General features: G+C 68.8%; 13 protein-coding genes. 9 read left to right on the forward strand and 4 right to left on the reverse strand.

The genetic code is table 11. The annotated features are described in order from the left end of the window. Nucleotides 1-37: 37 nt before the first annotated feature. Nucleotides 38-1198 (forward strand): HoxN/HupN/NixA family nickel/cobalt transporter, encoded by a 1161-nt coding sequence (locus ACWDSI_RS04720; protein WP_449755813.1) that lies wholly within the window; start codon nt 38-40, stop codon nt 1196-1198. On the opposite strand, the gene ACWDSI_RS04725 is transcribed toward ACWDSI_RS04720, so the two are convergent. The 3 genes from ACWDSI_RS04725 to ypfJ all read right to left on the reverse strand — a co-directional run bounded on the left by ACWDSI_RS04725 (nt 1181) and on the right by ypfJ (nt 4257). Then, a complete protein-coding gene (locus tag ACWDSI_RS04725) occupies nt 1181-1651 on the reverse strand; it encodes a DUF2231 domain-containing protein (RefSeq protein ID WP_449746455.1) in 471 nt (156 codons plus the stop codon). The genes ACWDSI_RS04720 and ACWDSI_RS04725 overlap by 18 nt on opposite strands. A gap of 72 nt (nt 1652-1723) precedes the next feature. Then, a complete protein-coding gene (locus ACWDSI_RS04730) occupies nt 1724-3385 on the reverse strand; it encodes a DUF885 domain-containing protein (RefSeq protein ID WP_449755814.1) in 1662 nt (553 codons plus the stop codon). Further along, nucleotides 3382-4257 carry a KPN_02809 family neutral zinc metallopeptidase gene (ypfJ, locus tag ACWDSI_RS04735; RefSeq protein WP_449746453.1) on the reverse strand — a complete coding sequence of 292 codons (876 nt, stop codon included), beginning with the start codon at nt 4255-4257 and terminating at the stop codon, nt 3382-3384. The genes ACWDSI_RS04730 and ypfJ overlap by 4 nt, the downstream gene beginning before the upstream one ends. A 173-nt stretch (nt 4258-4430) precedes the next feature. On the opposite strand from ypfJ, the gene aspS reads away from it, so the two are divergent. The 6 genes from aspS (at nt 4431) to ACWDSI_RS04765 (ending at nt 16403) form a co-directional block, all read left to right on the forward strand. Then, nucleotides 4431-6263, forward strand: a complete 1833-nt coding sequence (aspS, locus tag ACWDSI_RS04740; RefSeq protein WP_449746452.1) for an aspartate--tRNA ligase — start codon at nt 4431-4433, stop codon at nt 6261-6263. Nucleotides 6264-6416: 153 nt separating this feature from the next. Beyond that, nucleotides 6417-9929 carry a transglutaminase family protein gene (locus ACWDSI_RS04745; protein WP_449755815.1) on the forward strand — a complete coding sequence of 1171 codons (3513 nt, stop codon included), beginning with the start codon at nt 6417-6419 and terminating at the stop codon, nt 9927-9929. Further along, the gene (locus ACWDSI_RS04750) at nt 9926-12682 is read left to right on the forward strand and encodes a circularly permuted type 2 ATP-grasp protein (RefSeq protein ID WP_449755816.1); all 2757 of its coding nucleotides are present in this window, start codon (nt 9926-9928) and stop codon (nt 12680-12682) included. Before ACWDSI_RS04745 ends, ACWDSI_RS04750 begins: the two co-directional genes overlap by 4 nt. Further along, nucleotides 12679-13605 carry a transglutaminase family protein gene (locus tag ACWDSI_RS04755; RefSeq protein WP_449755817.1) on the forward strand — a complete coding sequence of 309 codons (927 nt, stop codon included), beginning with the start codon at nt 12679-12681 and terminating at the stop codon, nt 13603-13605. Before ACWDSI_RS04750 ends, ACWDSI_RS04755 begins: the two co-directional genes overlap by 4 nt. Nucleotides 13606-13764: 159 nt before the next feature. After that, nucleotides 13765-14934, forward strand: a complete 1170-nt coding sequence (locus tag ACWDSI_RS04760; protein ID WP_449746448.1) for a hypothetical protein — start codon at nt 13765-13767, stop codon at nt 14932-14934. An 8-nt stretch (nt 14935-14942) separates the two neighbouring features. Then, nucleotides 14943-16403: a replication-associated recombination protein A gene (locus ACWDSI_RS04765; RefSeq protein WP_449755880.1), complete on the forward strand. Its 1461-nt coding sequence runs from the start codon at nt 14943-14945 to the stop codon at nt 16401-16403. Nucleotides 16404-16411: 8 nt separating this feature from the next. Here ACWDSI_RS04765 and ACWDSI_RS04770 read toward each other — a convergent pair whose 3' ends face one another. Further along, complete coding sequence (locus ACWDSI_RS04770; protein ID WP_449755818.1) at nt 16412-17353, reverse strand: SDR family oxidoreductase; 942 nt, start codon at nt 17351-17353, stop codon at nt 16412-16414. A 205-nt stretch (nt 17354-17558) separates the two neighbouring features. Here ACWDSI_RS04770 and alaS point away from each other — a divergent pair, with 205 nt between their 5' ends. Together alaS and ruvX are read left to right on the forward strand one after the other, a co-directional pair. Next, nucleotides 17559-20267: an alanine--tRNA ligase gene (alaS, locus tag ACWDSI_RS04775; RefSeq protein WP_449755819.1), complete on the forward strand. Its 2709-nt coding sequence runs from the start codon at nt 17559-17561 to the stop codon at nt 20265-20267. Further along, nucleotides 20264-20695, forward strand: coding sequence for a Holliday junction resolvase RuvX (ruvX, locus tag ACWDSI_RS04780; protein WP_449746445.1), 432 nt, complete (start codon nt 20264-20266; stop codon nt 20693-20695). The genes alaS and ruvX overlap by 4 nt, the downstream gene beginning before the upstream one ends. Nucleotides 20696-20718 lie beyond the last annotated feature (23 nt).

A 20718-nucleotide genomic window follows, 5' to 3' on the forward strand; every position in this document is an offset into this window, starting at 1 on the left:
CCTGTTCAGATGAGAGTGCCGTGCGTACGGTCGCCCCATGACCGATATCGACACTCGCCGACGCACCGGGCGGATCAGGTCGGCGCTCACCCCGCGCGAATGGGCGAGCGTGGGCGGCATGATCGCCGTCGTGGCGGCGCTGCACGTCGTCGGGTGGGTGACGCTGGTGGTGTTCGTCGCGCCCGAACACTTCACCGTCGGGCAGAAGACCCTCGGTGTCGGGATCGGGCTGACCGCGTACACCCTCGGGATGCGCCACGCGTTCGACGCCGACCACATCTCCGCCATCGACAACACCACCCGCAAACTCATGGCCGACGGCAAACGGCCCATGACGGTGGGATTCTGGTTCTCCCTGGGTCACTCCACGATCGTGTTCGGCCTCGCCGTGCTGCTCGCGTTCGGGATCAGGGCACTCGCCGGACCGGTCGAGGACGATTCGTCGGCGCTGCACCACGTGACCGGGCTGATCGGTACCACCGTCTCGGGCGGTTTCCTCTACCTGATCGCGGCGATCAACGTGGTCATCCTGGTCGGCATCCTCCGGGTGTTCCGGGACATGCGCAACGGCGTCTACGACGAGGACCGGCTCGAAGAGCACCTCAACAACCGCGGCTTCATGAATCGCCTACTCGGCCGGTTCATGAAGGTGGTCACCAAGCCGTGGCAGATGTATCCGATCGGGGTGCTCTTCGGTCTGGGCTTCGACACGGCCACCGAGGTGGCACTGCTGGTGCTGGCCGGCTCGAGCGCTGCGGCGGGCCTGCCCTGGTACGCGATCCTGTGCCTGCCGGTGCTGTTCGCGGCGGGAATGAGTCTGTTCGACAGCATCGACGGATCGTTCATGAACTTCGCCTACGGCTGGGCGTTGGCCAATCCGGTGCGCAAGGTCTACTACAACCTCATCATCACCGGATTGTCGGTGCTGGTGGCAGTGGGGATCGGCACCATCGAGATCCTCTCGCTGCTCGCCGACGAGTTCGGGTGGACCGGACCGTTCTGGGACGACGTGTCCGGCCTCGATCTCAATGCTCTCGGGTTCGTGATCGTGGGACTGTTCGTCATCACCTGGATCGTGTCGCTGGCGGTCTGGCGGTATGGCCGGATCGAGGAACGCTGGACCGCGCGGCTGGCCCCGGCGACGGCGTATCCAGGGTCGCCCGGTTCGTCGATCACCGGGTCACTCGGTCCAGACTGAGCGCGCCCCACTGTCGCCCACCAGGAACACCATGACGATCGAACCGACCGCCGCGATGACCACCACCGTCGACAACGTCACCGACACGATGCGATAGGTGCGGTCGGATACCGACGGAACCCGTTGTCGCAGCACCGGAATCGTGATCGCCCACCCGAGGGTGATCGCGACGAACAGGGGAGCGACCCAGTAGATCATCTGGTCTCCGAGGTCGATGTGGCGCGCCAGTACCGAATTGGGCTCCTTGGTCTTCGCCAGCGATTCCCCGGCCGACGTGGTCAGCGGGGTGATGATCATGGCGACGAGCGCCACGATCGGGGTGATCACGCCCAGCCGTCGCCGCGCGGCCGGCCAGAGCGCGGCGGTGATGCCGAGAATCGCGGCCAGCGGGATCGCGACGACGGCCAGGTGCACGAACAGCGGATGGGCCGGAAGCCCGTTGATGGTTCCCATGACCCACGACTCTGTCGCAACGGTGCTGTGGAAACGCTGAATGTGTGAAGCATTGCCTACATCGAGTGCGGCTCAGCGGGTCATCTCGCTGCGCAGGACGTCGAGGCTCACCCCGCCCAACGAGAGCGCGCGGGTGTGGAAATCCTTGAGCGACCACCCGCGGTGCCGGCCCAACGCCACCTCGCGGGTCTGTTCCCACACCCGCTGCCCGAGCGCATACGACGGTGCCTGACCGGCCCAGCCGAGATAGCGGTTGAGTTCGAACCGCAGCACGGCCCGGTCCATGGCGACCGACGAGGTCAGGAATCGCCACGCCTTGTCCGCATCCCAGATCCCGCCGCCCAGCGATTCCGGGGCGGGCAGTCGGCAGTGCACCCCGATGTCGACGACCACACGCGCAACCCGCAGCCGCTGCGAATCGAGCATGCCCATCCGGTCACCCGGGTCGTCGAGCCAGCCCAGTTCGGCCATCAGGCGTTCGGCGTAGAGCGCCCAGCCCTCACCGTGACCAGAGGTGAACGAGGCGAGCTTGCGCCACGAGTTCAGATCGGGGTCGACGATCGCCGACCCCAGCTGCAGGTGATGGCCCGGGACGCCCTCGTGGTAGACGGTGGTCTTCTCCTGCCACGTGTGGAACACGGTCTGGCCGGGCGGCACCGCCCACCACATACGGCCGGGACGCGACAGGTCCGCGGTGGGCTGGGTGTAGTAGATGATGCCAGTCGATGACGGCGCCAGCCGGCACTCCAGCCGGGTGAGGCGTTCGGGGATGTCGAAATGCGTGCCCGCCAGACCGGAGACGGCCGCATCGGACGTCGCCTGCATCCACGCCACGAAGGCGTGCCGGTCGTCGATCTGGTAGCGCGGGTCGGCGTCGAGGAATCCCAGGGTGTCGGCCACGCTCGCGCCGGGGCCGAGCAGATCGTCGGCGATGGCCTGCTGTTCGGTGACGATCGAGCGCAGATGGTCCAGCGCCCAGGCATACGACTCGTCCGGGTCGACGTCGGTGCCCAGATAGTGCGGTAGGCGCAGCAGGTAGCGGTCGCGGCCGATGGAGTCGTCGTCGGTGGCCTGCGGCAGCACCCTGGTGCGCAGCACCTCGGCGAGATGGTCGAAGGCGGTGCCCGCCGACGCGAGTGCGGTGTCGAGGTCGGCGGCCAACCGTGGGTCGTCGGCGAGTGGTCCGGTGTTGGCCGAGATGGCGTCGGTCGCGGCGTCGGCCTGCGCTGCCACTAGTTCTGCCTGCCGCGCGGCGATGGGCGGGCCCACCGACAAGCGGCGGTCGAGCCCGGCGACCATCGTCGCCACGCTCGCCGGGATCGCCGCGATGCGGTGGATCATGTCCGCACGCTGATCGGCGGTGTCGGTGGGCATCAGGTCGAAGATGTCGCGGACGGCCTGCAGGGGCGACGCGATCACATTGCACTCGCCGGTCAGCTCGCCGGCGTCGGCCAGGGCGAGTTCACGGCGCAGACTTGCCCGCATGGTCGCGACGGTCACGCGGTCGATGTGATCGACCTGCTCGGCGGCGTCGAGCGCGGTCAGCGTCGCACGGTTGAGGTCCGCGCGCGCGATCACCGCGTCGGGGGAGAAGTCGGTCAGCACGCGGTCGTGCCCGGCGACGCCGTACTCGGTGGCCAGGATCGGGTCGAGGTTCACCGACGCGGCCACATGCGCGTCGGCGATCGCATCCACCTCCGACGGCGAGCGCCGCGACGCCTGAGCGGTGCTCACAAGTCGTTGGTCGCGAAGGTGTCGCACTGGCGCGGGTCGCCCGACTTGTAGCCGACGGTGAACCAGCGGGCGCGCTGCTGGGCCGAACCGTGGGTCCAGCCCTCCGGGTTCGAATTCGCCCCCTGGATGGTGTCGTCGCCGATCGCCTTCGCGGTCTGGATCACCCCCGCGATCTGGTCGGGCGTCAGCGGTTTGAGGGTTGCGTTGGGTCCCTCGTCGGCGTGCGTGGCCCAGATCCCGGCGAGGCAGTCGGCCTGCAACTCCACCCGCACCGACCCCGACAGCGGCCCCTGCGAGCCCATCCGCTGCCCCTTGGCCAGTGCACCGGTCAGGTTCTGCACGTGATGTCCGTACTCGTGCGCCACCACGTACTCCTGGGCGAGGGCGCCGTCGCTTCCACCCATCCGTTCGAGTTCGGCGAAGAACGACGGGTCGAAGTAGGCGGTCTTGTCGACGGGGCAGTAGAACGGCCCGGTGGCCGCGGTGGCCGCGCCGCAGCCGGTGTTCACCGAGCCGCTGAAGATCTTGGTCTGCGGCGGGGTGTAGCCCTTCATCAGCGTGGGCCACGTGGTGTCGAGGCTGTTCGTGGTGGCCTTGATCAGGCAGATCGCGTCGCCGTTGTTGGCCATCTCGAAGGTGCAGGAATCCAGGTGCTGCTGGATCTGCTCCTGCGACGCGGAGTTCGTGGTGGCGCCCTGACCGGAGGACCCGCCGATGACGTCGCCCGGGTTGATGCCGAACAACAAGGCCACGATGGTGATGATCAGACCGGCGCCGCCGCCCAGCGCGATGCGTCCACCGCCGCCTCCTCCACCGCCACCGCCGGAGGAGACGGAACCGCTGTCGATCGAGCCACTACCGCTGAACGTCACGGGGAAATGATCGCACGCCCCGACGACGATCCGGCTGATTCCGTCGCGAGCGGACCCATCACACCGGGTTGATGGGCCACACGCGCCACGAACTACCATCGGTGATGTTCACGACGCCCCGGCCGCATGTTCGATGCGCGGGTGCGCGTCACGTCCCGCAAGGAAGGAACTCAGTGCTCCGCACGCATTTCGCCGGTTCGCTGCGCCGCGCCGACGCGTCGCAGACCGTCACCGTCGCCGGATGGGTGGCCCGCCGCCGCGATCACGGCGGAGTGGTGTTCATCGACCTGCGCGACAGTTCCGGCCTGGTCCAGGTGGTGTTCCGCAACGAGGCGGTCGCCGAGCAGGCCCACCGCCTGCGCGCCGAATACGTCATCGCGGTGACCGGTGTGGTGGAGGTGCGCCCCGAGGGCAGCGAGAACCCTAACCTGGCGTCGGGTGACGTCGAGATCAACGCGGTGACGCTCGAGGTGCTCAACGAGGCGGCCCCGCTGCCGTTCCAGCTCGATGAGACCCCCGGTGAGGAGACGCGACTGAAGTACCGCTACCTCGACCTGCGTCGCGACGCGCCGAACGCGGCGATCCACCTGCGGTCGAAGGTGAACGCGGCGGCGCGCGGCGTGTTGGCCGCCCACGACTTCGTGGAGATCGAGACCCCTACCTTGACGCGTTCGACACCCGAGGGAGCCCGCGACTTCCTGGTGCCCGCACGCCTGCAGCCGGGAACCTTCTACGCCCTGCCGCAGAGCCCACAGTTGTTCAAACAGCTCCTCATGGTCGCCGGTATGGAGCGCTACTACCAGATCGCGCGCTGCTACCGCGACGAGGATTTCCGCGCCGACCGCCAGCCGGAGTTCACCCAGCTCGACATCGAGATGAGCTTCGTCGACGAGGACGACGTGATCGCGCTGGCCGAGGAGATCGTCGCGGCCCTGTGGAAGGTGATCGGCGTCGAGATCACCACTCCGATCCCGCGGATCACCTACGCCGAGGCGATGCGGCGATTCGGCACCGACAAACCCGACCTGCGGTTCGGCATCGAGCTCGTCGAATGCACCGACTACTTCGCCGACACCCCGTTCCGCGTGTTCCAGGCACCCTATGTCGGTGCCGTGGTGATGCCCGGTGGGGCGTCGCAGCCGCGTCGCACCCTCGACGCCTGGCAGGAATGGGCCAAGCAGCGCGGCGCCAAAGGCCTGGCGTACGTGCTGGTGGCCGAGGACGGCACCCTGGGCGGTCCGGTCGCCAAGAACCTCTCCGAGGAGGAACGCGACGGCCTGGCCGCCCATGTCGGCGCCAACCCGGGCGACTGCGTGTTCTTCGCGGCGGGTCCGGCCAAGGCGCAGCGCGCCCTGCTCGGTGCCGCGCGCGGCGAGATCGCGACACGTCTGGGCCTGATCCCGGCGCCCGGCGACCCCATCGATCCGGCGACCGCGGACTGGGCGTTCACCTGGGTGGTCGACGCGCCGCTGTTCGAACCGGCCGACGAGGCCACCGCGGCCGGCGACGTCGCCGTCGGTTCCGGAGCGTGGACGGCGGTGCACCACGCCTTCACCTCGCCCAAGCCCGAATCGCTGCCCGCGCTCGAATCCGATCCGGGTGCCGCGCTGGCCTACGCCTACGACATCGTGTGCAACGGCAACGAGATCGGCGGCGGGTCGATCCGTATCCACCGACGTGACGTGCAGGAACGCGTCTTCGCGATCATGGGCATCAGCCACGACGAGGCGCAGGAGAAGTTCGGCTTCCTGCTCGACGCCTTCGCCTACGGCGCCCCGCCGCACGGCGGTCTCGCCTTCGGCTGGGATCGCATCACCGCGCTGCTCGCCGGGGAGAGTTCGATCCGCGAGGTCATCGCATTCCCCAAGTCCGGTGGCGGCGTTGACCCGCTCACCGAGGCGCCCGCCCCCATCACCGCGCAGCAGCGCAAGGAATCCGGAATCGACGCCAAGCCGAAGGCCAAGACGGCGCCCGAGACCCCCGCCGACACTCCTGCCACCAACTAGTTCCGGCGGTTGTCCACACCGGTGACATGACACGTCGCCGATGGTGCCGGTCCGACCCGTGAGCCCGTTGTCCGGCGGGCGCCGTACCGGCATCTGTGATGAGATTTCTACTCGGGCATCCGCCGTATCAACGACCTGTGGGGAGAGCGACCGGTGACAATCAAGGTGGCGCTGGAACACCGTACGAGCTACGCGTTCGACCGTGCCGTCAAGATCTTCCCGCACGTGGTGCGCCTGCGTCCGGCACCGCATTCGCGCACACCGATCGAGGCCTACTCGCTGAAGGTCGAGCCCGGCGACCACTTCCTGAACTGGCAGCAGGACGCGTTCAGCAATTACATGGCGCGGCTGGTGTTCCCGGAACCGTCGTCGTCGTTGTCGATCACCGTCAGCCTCGTCGCCGACATGACCGCCATCAATCCGTTCGACTTCTTCATCGAGGACTGGGCAGAGAACTACGGGTTCACCTACCCGGAGGATCTGCGCGAGGACCTCGAGATCTTCTTGCGCCCGGTGGGCGTCACCGCGGGCGAGTTCGCCGGTGCGCCGGTGCATCCGTCGATCGCCGAGTTCGCGGCGGCGCACAAGCCGGTCACCGAGACACGCATCATCGATTTCCTCGTGGCGCTCAATCAGGCTGTGCGCGAAGCGGTGGGGTACACGGTTCGCCTCGAACAGGGCGTGCAGACACCCGAGTACACACTGTCGAGCGCGATCGGTTCATGTCGTGACTCCGCCTGGCTGCTGGTGGCGTTGCTGCGTGAACTCGGACTCGCGGCCCGCTTCGTCTCCGGCTACCTCGTGCAGTTGACCTCCGACATCAAATCGATCGACGGTCCGTCGGGTCCCGACGCCGACTTCACCGACCTGCACGCGTGGACCGAGGTGTATCTGCCCGGCGCCGGCTGGGTCGGTATGGACCCCACCTCGGGCCTGTTCGCCGGGGAGGGACACATCCCGCTCGCGGCCACCCCCAATCCTGGTGGGGCCGCGCCGATCACCGGTTCCACCGGTCCCTGCCACGCCACCCTCGACTTCTCCAATGTGGTGGCCCGATTCCACGAGGACCCGCGGGTCACGTTGCCCTACACCGCCTCCCAGTGGAAGCGGGTCTCCGAACTCGGCGCCGAGGTGGACGCCAAGATGGCCGAGAACGACGTGCGGCTCACCATGGGCGGGGAACCGACGTTCGTCTCACTGGACAACCAGAGCGATCCCGAATGGACCACCGACGCCGACGGTCCGCACAAGCGCGAACTGAGCTCGGCACTCGCGGCCCGCCTCAAGCAGGCCTATGCGCAGCAGGGCCTGGTGCAACGCAGCCAGGGCAAGTGGTATCCGGGAGAACCGTTGCCGCGCTGGCAGATCGCGTTGATGTGGCGCAACGACGGACAGCCCGTCTGGCGTCGCCCGGAGTTGCTGGCCGATCCATGGGCCACCCGGGCCGCGGCGGCGGCGAGCATCAAGACCGAGACGGCCGGTCCGGCGCCGGATGCCGTGACCGGCAACGGGGGCGCGGAAAAACTGTTGACCGCGTTCGCCACCCGCCTGGGCCTACCCACCTCGCAGGTGATGCCGCTGTTCGAGGATCCCCTCGTCCGCATGGCCGAGATGGCCGCGCTGCCGCCGGGAGATCCGGGCGCCGATCGCACCCTGGCCACCGCGCGCCTGGCCACGTGGGCCAAAGCCGCCGCCGAGGCCGACGACGACGATGACGAGTCGGCCGCCGACCTCGGACCCGACGATGACTCGGTCACTGCACGTCGGGACATGCTCGCCAGACTCGACGCCGCCGTCACCGGCCCCACCGGCCATGCGCTGCCGCTGAGCCGCTCCGAGGACGGCACCACATGGCAGAGCGCGCAGTGGATCACGCGTCGGGGACGACTCGTGCTGACGCCGGGAACCTCGCCGGCCGGTCTGCGTCTGCCACTGGATTCGCTGTCCTGGGGTCCGGCGCCCACCATGTTCGTCGCCGACCCGTCGGTGCCCGCCGATCCGCTGCCCGCCGACCCTGCCGACGCCCTCGGGTACACGGTGACCGAGATGGACCCTGATGAGTTCATCCCGCGCACCGCGTTGGTGACCGAGAATCGCGGCGGTGTGCTGTATGTCTTCCTGCCCCCCACCGGGGAACTCGAGGAGTACCTCGCGATCGTCGAGATGATCGAGGACGCGGCCGCCGAGATCGGCACCCCCGTGGTGATCGAAGGCTACGGGCCGCCGTCAGACGGCCGGCTCACCACACTGACCGTGACACCCGATCCCGGTGTGATCGAGGTCAACGTGCAGCCCACCGACAGTTTCGTCGAACAGTCCGAACTGCTCGAATCGCTCTATGAGCATGCCCGGCACGTGCGCCTGGGCACCGAGACCTTCGATCTCGACGGAAGTCACGGCGGCACCGGCGGTGGTAACCACATCACGCTCGGCGGCACCACACCCGCCGACTCGCCGCTGCTGCGCCGACCCGACCTGCTGGTGTCGATGCTCACCTACTGGCAGCGGCATCCGTCGCTGTCGTACCTGTTCAGCGGCAAGTTCATCGGCACCACATCGCAGGCGCCGCGAGCCGACGAAGGGCGCGAATCCGCCCTCTACGAGTTGGAGATCGCGTTTGCCGAGATCGATCGGCTCGCCGTCAAGACAGCGGTCGCGGGCAAGCACGCCAAGGGCGAGCCAACTGCCCCGACCGTCGGGGAACCGCCCAATCCGTGGGTCACCGACCGTGCGCTGCGGCACCTGCTCACCGACATCACCGGCAACACGCACCGCGCCGAATTCTGCATCGACAAGCTCTACAGTCCCGACTCGCCGCGCGGCCGGCTCGGGCTGCTGGAGCTGCGCGGCTTCGAGATGCCCCCGCACCATCAGATGGCGATGGTGCAGTCGTTGCTGGTGCGTTCGCTGGTGTCGTGGTTCTGGGAGAGTCCCTACCGGTCGCGGCTGATCCGCTGGGGCGCCGACCTGCACGGCACACAGTTGTTGCCGTACTACGTGATCGCCGACATCTCGCTGGTGGCCGAGGAACTGCGTGAGGCGGGCTATCCCTTCGACACCGCGTGGCTCGACCCGTTCACCGAGTTCCGCTTCCCGCGATTGGGGACCGTGCAGATCCGCGATCAGGAGGTGGAGTTGCGCGGCGCGATCGAACCGTGGAACACCCTCGGTGAGGAATCCACGGGCACCGGCACCGCCCGGTACGTCGACTCGTCGATCGAGCGGGTCCAGATCCGCGTGCAGGGGGCCGACGACGACCGGTTCGTGCTGACCTGCAACGGGTTTCCGATCCCGCTGCGTTCCACCGGCCGCGCCGGTGAACGGGTGGCCGGTATCCGGTTCCGGGCGTGGCAGCCGCCGAGCGCGTTGCACCCGACCATCGGTATCGACACGCCGCTGACGTTCGATCTCGTGGACACCACCGCCGGACGGTCGGTGGGCGGCGCCACCTATCACGTGGTCCACCCGGGTGGACGGGCCTACGACCGGCCGCCGGTCAACGCGGTGGAGGCCGAGTCGCGACGCAACGGTCGCTTCGAGGCGTCCGGGCACACCAGCGGCTCCGTCGACATCGGTTTGCTGCGGGAGCGTCAGGCCCGTCAGGCCACCGACAGCGGGGTACCGGGCATTCTGGACCTCCGACGGGCACGTACAGTTCTCCGGTGACCCTTTCTGCGGGCGGCGGACTGCCCGCGGTGTTCGACCGATACCGCTCCGACGGCTACGCGCTGTTCGACCTCGCGCAACTCCAGGCGGGCGGTGTCGCACCCGCGGCCACGTCCGCCCACTTCGACGAGATGCTCGACGCAGGCGGCGCCGCCCGGCCTGCCTGGGAGCAGTTGATCGCCGGCTACGGCCTGCGCGGTGACGCGCGGCTGCAGGCCGCTGCGGCGCGGCTGACCAGTGCGGTCCGCGACGACGGCGTGGTCTACAACCGGGTGATCGGCTCGGAGACCGTGCCGATGGACTGGCAGATGGATGCGGTACCGCTGGTCGTCGACGGCGTGGAATGGGCCGAACTCGAAAAGGGCATCACCCAGCGGTCGGTGCTGCTGGATCTGATCCTGCGTGACCTCTACCGCGATCAGAAGACGGTGACGGCGGGTCTCATCCCGCCGGAGATGGTGTTCGGGCATCCCGGCTACATCCGTAAGGCGGCCCGGTTGGAGGTCGCCGGACCGCACGCCCTGTTCCTGCACGCCCTCGACCTGGGGCGGCTGCCCGACGGTGGGTTCGCGGTTTACGCCGACCGCACGCAGGCGCCATCGGGGATCGGGTTCGCCATCGCCGACCGTCGCCTGCTCTCGCGGACATTCCCGCAACTGTTCCAGGCCTGCGCGCCGCGGCCGATGACCACCTTCGCCGGCACCCTGCGGTTGGCCCTGTTCGACTACGCCCCACCCGGTGTCGACGACCCGACGGTGGCCGTGTTCAGTCCGGGCAGCATGTCGGAGACCGCGTTCGATCAGGCGTACCTGGCGTCGGTGCTCGGGTTCCCGCTGGTCGAGGGTAGCGACCTCACCGTGCGCGACGGCGCGGTGTACATGCGGTCGCTGGGCAAGTTCAAACGCGTCGACGTGCTGCTGCGACGCGTCGACGCCGCCTACTGCGATCCGTTGGATCTGCGCACCGACTCGCGTCTGGGAGTCGCCGGGCTCGTCGAGGCCATCTCGCGCGGCAACATCACCGTGGTCAACACACTGGGCAGCGGGGTGCTGGAGAATCCGGCGCTGCACACCGTGCTCGAACGGGTGGCACCCATGCTGATCGACGAGGACCTGGCGCTGCCGTCGGTACCCACCTTCTGGGCCGGTGATGCGCTGCAGGCCACCAAGATCCTCGGCGACCTCGACTCGATGGTCGTGACCAACATCCGCACCGGCGAGGAGTTCGTTGGCGCCGGCCTCGACCATGCCACCCGCGAGCAACTCGCCGCCCGCATCCCCGCCCATGGCTGGCAGTGGGTGGGCCGCGCGATCGAGCACTACTCGGTGGCACCCACCATCACCCCCGGTGCACTGCCCGCGCGCGCCCAGGGCGCGCTGCGGGCGGCGCCCGTGTCGATCCGGGCCTTCAGTGTGACCCAGGGACCCACCTACACCGTGATGCCCGGCGGGCTGGGATCGGTGCTGGCCGACGGAATCGACGGTGCCGCATTGCACTCGGTGGCCGCCAAGGACATCTGGGTGACCAATCCGGAGGTCGGCGGGCATGTGTCGAGGCGGTCGGAATCACGCAGCGAACCCGACGAGGTGGTGCCGATCGCCACCGGGCGTCCGGTGTCGACGGGCTATCTGGACGTCGCGGCCGCCGGCAGCCCGCGCGTGCTGGCCGACATGTACTGGTTCGGCCGGTACGGGGAGCGCACCGAACTGGTGACCAGGCTGGCCAAGGTCACCCGCGAGCGGTATCAGGACTTCCAGTACCGGCCGTGGATGTCGGGTACCTCGGCGGTGCCGCTGCTGCTGCACGCGGTGGCCACGGTGACCGGTACGTCGCTCGAATTGGGCACCGGCGACATGCTCGTCGCCGACTCGTCACCCGCCCCGTCGCCCGACGAGGTCAATCGGGCGATCGAGAAGATCACCGAACTCACCGTCAACCGATTCGCGCCGGGCACCGTCGCGCACTCGGTGGAACGTCTCGTCGCCACCGCCCGCGCGGTGCGCGATCAGCTGTCGACGAGCACCTGGATGGTGCTCACCCCGGTCGAGCGGGCCATCGAATCACTGCACCGTCAGGTCGAACGCAGCCGCACCGACCTCGGCGCCGGCACCGGAATCCTGGGCGACGCCGCCCTCGACCTCGGGCCCGACCTGGCCCGAACGCACGAGAACATCCTGCACGGGGTGCTCGCGCTGGCCGGACTGCAGGCCGAGTCGATGGTGCACGACGCGGCGTGGCTGCTGATGGATCTGGGCCGCCGGGTCGAGCGGGTCATCACACTGGCCGACCTGACCATCGCGATGTTCGCCGAACCGCACCAGACCGACGTGGAGCAGGCGCTGCTCGAGTCGTATCTCACCGCCAACGAGTCGTCGGTGATCTACCGTCGCCGCAACCGCGGTCTGTACCGGCTCGACACGGTGGCCGAACTGCTGCTGTTCGACGAGGCCAATCCGCGCGCCATGATCTACCAACTCGGCCGGATGCGCCGCGATCTCACAACGCTGCCCGACGCGCTGCGCTCGGCCGCGGCCGAGCGGTTGGTGGAGGAGATGACCGCCGAACTACGCCGGTCCGACCCCGACGACCTCGTCCATGTCGGCACCAGTGGCCGGCGCGAGGAACTGGTGGAACTGCTCACCGCGCTGCGTGAGGGTTCCCGCGAACTGTCCGACGTCCTCACGCGAACCCGGTTCGCGCCGCCCCCGATGGGGCAACCGATCTGGGGTGCCGGAGGTGGCAGCCAACCATGAGCCTGCCCGTGCCGTCCGCGCCGTCGGGGCGCCGACGCTACCGCGTGATCCACCGCACCTGCTACACCTACGACGACGAGGTCTCGTCGTCGTACGGTCGCTGCTATCTCACTCCCCGCGACCTGCCGCATCAGCGGGTCCACGAGACCGGCACGGTGATCGAACCCGAACCCGACGACCGGTCGATCGGACTTGACGTCTACGGCAACATCGACGCCTATTTTCACGTCCGCACACCCCACCGCGCGCTGGAGGTCACCGCCGTGTCGGTGGTCGACGTGGACCCGATCGATCAGGACCTGTTGCTCAGCCCGGAGATGCAGGGGCCGTGGGAACAGGCGCGTCCCGACGGGGGACCGGGCACCCTCGCCGAAGAGTTCGTGCTCGACCTCGATCCCCCCGAGATCACCCCGGCCGTCACCGACTACGCCGCCGCGGTCTTCACCCCGGGCCGGCCGCTGATCGAGGCCGTCACCGACCTGACCGCGCGCATCTTCGGTGACTTCACCTACCGGTCCGGATCCACCGCGATCAGCACCCGCGTGGATACCGTGATGCAACGCCGCATGGGTGTCTGCCAGGACTTCGCCCGGGTGGCCATCGCGTGCCTGCGGTCGGTGGGACTCGCCGCACGCTACGAGTCGGGGTATTTGGCCACCGACCCGCCGCCGGGAACCGAACGCATCTTCGGCGCCGACGCCAGCCATGCGTGGGCGGCGGTGTGGCTGCCGGGCGACCGGTGGCTGGCCTTCGATCCCACCAACAACAAACTGGTCGACGAGCGGCACGTGACCGTCGCCTGGGGACGCGATTACGACGACGTCCCACCGCTGCGCGGCGTGATCTACACCGACGCGAAGAAGAGCGAGATCGAGGTGTCGGTGGACGTGAGTCCGCTGGTCGATCCGGCTGCCGGGGTGTGAGGCGACACCGAATGAATTACGTCGACGCGAATGACTCACGACATGCACAACAGAAGGGAATCATGCTGGTGACACGGCAATTCGGCATCAGCAATCCGGTTGCAACTCGGACAATGCCGATGACGAGCACCGAGGCGGTTCGGTAGCTTGGTGTATGCCATGACCGTCATCACAGAGAGTCGCATCACCGGGGTGATGCGCGCCGCGGAGGCGCTGCTGTCGCAGCGTGCGGGTTCGGCGGTGATCCTGGCCGATCCCGAAGACCTCGGCGGCAGCGGACGGACCTCGGTGATCCGGGTGCGTGTCGCGCAGAACCCGCTGTCGCTGGACCGCACCCTCGTCATCAAGGCCCTGCCCGACCACGAGGACCCGCGCGCGTTCCACCGCGAGATCGTCTCCTACAAATACGCCACCGCGCTGCCGAACTCGTCGCGGCCGGGACCGCAGCTGATCGCCTCGGACGCCGACACCCGGCTGATGGTGCTCTCCGACCTCGGACGCGGCACCACGATGACCGCGTTGCTCGGTGGGGTCGACGTGGTGGAGATCAGCCGCGCGGTCAGCGCCTGGGGACAGGCGTTGGGACGCATGCACGCGGCCACCTTCGGCGGCGAGGGCGACTTCCGTGCGCTGGAGCGCCGCGTCGCGGCCGGCGGCACCGCGGGACGCGACATCCTGCGAGACGAGGCGGTACGCGCGGTGGCCCGGGCCGCCGAGCGCGTCGACGCCCTCGGCATCCGGGTACCCGACGTGATCACCTCGTCGCTGACCGACGCGTGCGCCCTGTTCGACGAGGGCGAGCACCGGGCGTTCAGCCCGTCGGACGTGGGTCCGGAGAACATCCTGCTCAACGACGACGGCGTGCAGTTCATGGACTACGAGTGGGGTGGCTTCCGGGATGCCACCCTCGACATCGCCTACGCGCTGGTCACCGCGGCATCGCAGATGGGACGCACCGGGGCGCAGCATCGACTCGACCTCGAGGTGTCGATGGTCGACGCGTGGCGCTCGGAGGTGGTGTCGGTGTGGCCGGCGCTGCAACGCGACCGCGTGATGCAGCGTGACGTGCTCACCGCGCGTCTGCTGTGGGTGTGGCTGTGCACCTCGTGGATGCTGCCGGCCGCGGCGCCGGACGCGATCGATTTCGACGTCATCGACGAGGTGCCGGCACCCCAGCACACCCACGACTGGGCGTTGCACACCAACGATCCGAGGGTGCTGGTGGACCGCTGGTCGGATCTGGCGGCGACGGCCGCGGGCACCGACCACGAGATCGCCGCGTTCGCCACCGAGGTCGGTGCGGCGTTGCAGCGGACGTGGCTGGACTGACCGATCACATGGACGGGTTGTTCGAGCAACCGTCGGGGATGGATGCGGCAGGGGCGAGCGCTTCGATGCGCGGCGCCGCGTCGGCTCCACCCGCGGTGGGCGCCCCGCTGGCGGTGCGGATGCGACCACAATCGCTCGATGAGATCGTCGGCCAGCAGCATCTGCTGGGGCCCGGGTCGCCGTTGCGGCGACTGATCAGTGGTGCCGGCGCCGCGTCGGTGCTGCTCTACGGACCACCGGGTACCGGCAAGACCACGATGGCGTCGCTGATCTCGCAGGCCGCCGGTGGCCGTTTCGAGGCGCTGTCGGCGTTGTCGGCGGGCGTCAAGGAGGTGCGCGCGGTGATCGAGACCGCGCGGCGACGCCTGGCCGCAGGCGAGCAGACCGTGCTGTTCATCGACGAGGTGCACCGGTTCTCCAAGACCCAACAGGACGCGCTGCTCGATGCGGTGGAGAACCGCATCGTGCTGCTGGTGGCCGCGACCACCGAGAATCCGTCGTTCTCGGTGGTGTCACCGTTGCTGTCGCGGTCGCTGGTGCTGCAGTTGCGCTCGCTCACCGACGACGACATCCGCGAGGTGTTGCACCGCGCCGTGACCGACGAGCGCGGACTCGGCGGTGCGGTGACCCTCACCGACGAGGCCTACGACCACCTGGTGGCCGTCGCCGGCGGCGATGCCCGCCGGGCGCTCACCGGACTGGAGGCGAGTGCGGACGCGGTGCTGCGCACCGACCCCGCCGAGCGTGCCCAGGATCCGGTCGAGCGTGCCCAGGATCCGGTCGAGCGTGCCCAGGATCCGGTCGAGCGTGCCCAGGTTCCGGTGGTCGACGTCGCCGACGTGGAGGCGGCCATCGACCGCGCGGCCGTGCGTTACGACCGCGACGGCGATCAGCACTACGACGTGACCAGCGCATTCATCAAGTCGATCCGCGGTTCGGACGTCGACGCCGCGCTGCACTACCTGGCCCGGATGATCGCGGCGGGCGAGGACCCGCGGTTCATCGCCCGCCGGCTGATGATCCATGCCAGCGAGGACATCGGGATGGCCGACCCGATGGCGTTGCAGACCGCGGTGGCCGCGGCGCAGGTGGTGGCGCTCGTCGGCATGCCCGAGGCCAAACTCGCCCTCACCCAGGCCACCATCCATCTGGCCACCGCGCCGAAGTCCGCCGGGGTGGTGAGCGCCATCGGCGCCGCGCTGGCCGACGTGGCGGCGGGCAAGGCGGGCGCGGTTCCGGCTCAGCTGCGCGACAGCCACTACAGCGGCGCCAAGAAACTCGGTAGCGGCATCGGCTACCGGTATCCCCACGACGATCCCGACGGTGTTGTGCCGCAACAATATCCGCCCGACGAGCTGGTCGGTGTCGACTACTACGAGCCGACCGACCACGGGTTCGAGCGCGAAATCCGGCCGCGGCTGGCCAAACTGCGGTCGATCGTCCGGCGCGGACGGTCGGGCAAACGTTAAGTCGACGATCAGGCGGGGAAGGACACACCCGTGAGTTCCGCCGACGTCGTCCACAGCCGCGACGCATCGCTCGTCGAGCGCAGCGGCTTCCACAGCTTCTGCTCGCCGGGCCGCCCGCCGGCGTTGCCGGGGCCCTGTGGTCCGTAGAACCCGCCGTCGCGTGAGTCGGGCGAGGTGGACGCCATGAGTGCGGGCAGGGCAGCGCTGTCGGGCGTGCCGACGAGCAGGCCGTGCGCCGACAGCCAGCGGATCACACGCACCTGTGCGGTGTCGCCACTGCGGCCGACCTCCGGTCGTGCGGCGAGAAGACTGGTCGGGGCGACGCCGGGATGTGCGATGGTGCTCGTGACACCCCATCCGCCGGCGGCGCCGCGGCGGCTCAGTTCGAGTCCGAAGAGCGCCACCGCGATCTTCGACTGCCGGTAGGCGGCCATGCCGTCGTAGCGATGGTCCCAATTCAGGTCGTCCCAGTGGATCTCGCCCGATCGGGCCGCGATGGAGGTCTGTGAGGTGACCCTCGCGTGGCCGTCCCGCAGCAGCGGAAGCAGCTGTGCGGTCAGCGCAAAGTGACCGAGATGATTCGTGCCGAACTGCAACTCGAACCCATCTTGTGTCGTCTGACGATCCGGTGGCGTCATCACGCCCGCATTGTTGATCAGGATGTGGATGGGATCGCCCTCGGAGCGCAGGGTGTCGCCGAGGGCGGCGACCGATTCCAGGGACGACAGGTCGAGTTCGCGCAGGGAAACCCGTGCGCCCGGATCGGCATCGCGGATGCCGGCGAGCGCATGTTCTCCCTTTGCCTGATTGCGCACCGGCAACACGACGTCGGCGCCCGCACTCGCGAGTCTGGTCGCGATCCGCAACCCGATTCCGTCGCTCCCGCCGGTGACCACCGCGCGCATCCCGGTGAGGTCCGGGATCGACAGGTCGTACTCACGAGGTCTCATCTCTTCACTCCTGCTTCGGGTGCCGGGTGGGCCAACCGGACTCGATCGGGTGCCCTGCCGACCACCCTGCCCGGGATGGCGGGAAACAACCACGGACTGTTGATCCGTGGCTGACGCAGGTGCCGGTCAACACCGCCTACCGGCCGGTTCGGTTCCCGACGGTAGGCTGGTATGTCGCAGACCCAACGACCGAGGACGACTCCCAGTGCAGACGCATGAGATCCGGCAACGCTTCCTGGATCACTTCATCAAGGCCGGCCACACCGAGGTGCCCAGTGCCTCGCTGATCCTCGACGACCCCAACCTGCTCTTCGTCAACGCCGGCATGGTGCCGTTCAAGCCGTACTTCCTCGGTGAGCAGACACCGCCGTATCACCGCGCGACCAGCGTGCAGAAGTGCGTACGCACCCTCGACATCGACGAGGTGGGCATCACCACCCGTCACAACACGTTCTTCCAGATGGCGGGCAACTTCTCCTTCGGCGACTACTTCAAACATGAGGCCATCACGTTTGCCTGGACACTGCTCACCAACAGCGTCGCCGACGGCGGCTACGGCATCGAACCCGAGAAGCTGTGGCCCACGGTCTACCTCGACGACGACGAGGCCGAGGCCATCTGGCGCGACGAGATCGGGGTGCCCGCCGAGCGCATCCAGCGCCGCGGCATGAAGGACAACTACTGGTCGATGGGAGTGCCCGGCCCGTGCGGCCCCTGCTCGGAAATCTTCTACGACCGGGGACCCGACTACGGCGTCGAGGGCGGCCCGGAGGCCGACGAGGACCGCTACATCGAGATCTGGAATCTCGTGTTCATGCAGAACGTGCGCGGCCCCGGCGGCGGCAAGGAGGGCTACGAGATCCTCGGGCCGCTGCCCAAGAAGAACATCGACACCGGCATGGGTATCGAACGGGTCGCGTGCCTGTTGCAAGGCGTCGACAACGTCTACGAGACCGACCTGCTCAAGCCGGTCATCGACCTCGCCGCCGAACTCACCGGCCAGCGGTACGGCGCAGGCGGTCGCGACGGTAGCGACTCCGCCGCGCACGAGAACGACGTGCGGTTCCGCGTGATCGCCGACCATGCCCGCACCGCGGCGATGCTGATCGGCGACGGCGTACTGCCGGGCAACGACGGCCGCGGCTACGTGCTGCGACGACTGCTGCGCCGCGTGGTGCGGTCGGTGCGGCTGCTCGAGGGCGCCGCCACCGGCACCCGCTCCACCATGCGCCCGATCATCAACAAGGTGATCGACCTGATGTCGCCGTCGTACCCCGAACTGGCCGAACAACGCGAACACATCGTGACCGTCGCGGTGGGCGAGGAGACCTCCTTCGCCAAGACCCTCGCCGCGGGATCAAAGCTCTTCGCCGACGCCGCGGACGCCACCAAGGCGGCCTCGCGCACCACCATCAGCGGCGACGACGCCTTCACCCTGCACGACACCTACGGATTCCCCATCGACCTCACCCTCGAGATGGCCGCCGAGGCCGGACTCGACGTCGACCAGGCCGGCTTCACCGCGCTGATGGCCGAACAGAAGCAGCGCGCCAAGGCCGACGCCACCGCCCGCAAGACCGGCCATACCGACGCCGCGGTGTACCGCGAATTCCTCGACCGCGGGCCCACCGAGTTCACCGGATTCGACGAACTGGTATCGGAGGCCCGCGTGCTGGGTCTGGTGTCCGACGGCGAACGGGTGCGTTCGGCCACACCGGGCAGCGAACTGACCGTGGTGCTCGACCGCAGCCCGCTCTACGCCGAGTCGGGTGGCCAGATGGCCGACATCGGGACCATCACCACCGGCGACGGGGTCCGGTTGTCGGTCAAGGACGTTCAGAAGGTCGGCAAGTCGGTGTGGCTGCACAAGGTGGTGGTCGACGAGGGCGAGATCGTCGAGGGCGACGAGGTGATCGCCGCGGTCGACCAGGCCTGGCGCCACGGCGCCACCCAGGGCCATTCGGGCACCCACATGGTGCACGCGGCGCTGCGCGACGTCCTGGGTCCCAGCGCAACGCAGGCGGGCTCGCTCAACCGGCCCGGCTACCTGCGCTTCGACTTCCATTCCGGGTCACCGCTCACCGAGGATCAGCGTCGTCAGATCGAGGAGATCTCCAACAACGCGGTCGAGGCCAACTATCCGGTCCATACCTTCGAGACCGGACTGGTCGAGGCGAAGGCCATGGGCGCGATGGCGCTGTTCGGGGAGAACTACGGCGACGTGGTGCGGGTGGTGGAGATCGGTGGCCCGTTCTCCATGGAACTGTGCGGTGGCACCCACGTCGCGTCGTCGGCGCAGATCGGTCCGGTCACCGTGATCGGCGAATCGTCGGTGGGATCGGGTGTGCGGCGCGTCGAGGCCTACGTCGGGATGGACTCGTTCCGGTACCTGTCGAAGGAACGTGCGCTGCTGGCCGGTCTCGCGTCGTCGCTGAAGGTGCCGTCGGAGGAGGTGCCCGGACGCGTGGAGCAGCTCGTCACCCGCCTGCGCGACGCGGAAAAGCAGTTGGAGAAGGTCCGCGCCGAAGCCGCCCGCGCCGCCGCGTCGGGATTGCTCGACACCGCGGTCACCGCCGGGTCGACGCTCGTGGTGGGCGGGCTGCTCGCCGGAGTCGACGCCGGTGATCTGCGGGGCATCGCCACCGACCTGCGCGGCCGGGTGGCCGACCGGCAGGCCGTGATCGCCCTGTTCTCCGCCACCGGCGACGGCGCCGACACCAAGGTGCCGTTCGTCGTCGCCACCACCGACGCCGCCCGGGCCGCGGGCATCAAGGCCGGCGACCTGGTCAAGGAGATCGCGCCGCTGGTGGGCGGACGCGGCGGTGGCAAACCCGACCTCGCGCAGGGATCGGGGACCGATGTGGACGGTGTCGACGCCGCACGCGCCCGGATCGCCGAGCTCGTCACCCGATGACCGTGTCGCGGGGCCGTCGTATCGGGGTGGACGTGGGAAGCGTCCGCATCGGCGTGGCCGTGTGCGATCCCGACGGCATCCTCGCCACGCCGGTGGAAACCGTCCGGCACAGCCCGGGCGACAACGGCGACATCGACCGGATCGCCGCGCTGGTCAGCGAGTACGAGGCGGTGGAGGTGATCGTCGGGCTCCCGAAGACGCTGCGCAACACCAGCGGTCCCGCCGCCGACAAGGCGCGCGCCTTCGGCACCCGACTGGCCAGTCGGATCGCGCCGGTACCGGTCACATATCACGACGAACGGCTCACCACCGTCACCGCCCAGCAGGCGCTGCACGCCAGTGGCCGCAGCGTCAAGTCGTCGCGTGGGGTGATTGATCAGGCTGCCGCGGTCGCTATTCTTCAGGGGTGGCTGGATTCGAGACGATGACACCGTGCATTCGGATCGCCGAA

The organism is Gordonia sp. NPDC003429 (assembly GCF_053588575.1).